Annotated in this window: 1 pseudogene; it reads right to left on the reverse strand. The window is 30.2% G+C overall.

Annotation, left to right across the window (positions count from 1 at the left end):
• Positions 1–6: 6 nt before the first annotated feature.
• Positions 7–295, reverse strand: a pseudogene (locus tag SB659_RS19300) (hypothetical protein); the annotation flags it as partial.

Raw genomic sequence — 295 nt, forward strand, 5'->3', positions numbered from 1 at the left:
TTTTATTTATTGGAAAACTTCTCTAATCATGTTTTTGATAGTTAGGTTTTCCAATTTATTGGTAATTGGTGTAACATTATCAGTATGGTCTTTCCAATGCATTCCCTCATTATATACAATCCCTAATAAATAGTGAGTTTCAGGTGAAGAAATTCCTATAGAGAGTGCGTAATCTAACTTTTCTCTAGTTTTCCATGTATTCAAAAATGTTTGTTGGAATGTTGAAGCAGTTATTTTACTATATGCTATTTCTTCAATTTTTATTCTTACAGCTCCACAAACTGCAAATGGGCAA

Origin of the sequence: Arthrobacter sp. SIMBA_036 (assembly GCF_046535135.1) — a bacterium.
In the GTDB taxonomy this organism is placed as follows: domain Bacteria; phylum Actinomycetota; class Actinomycetes; order Actinomycetales; family Micrococcaceae; genus Arthrobacter.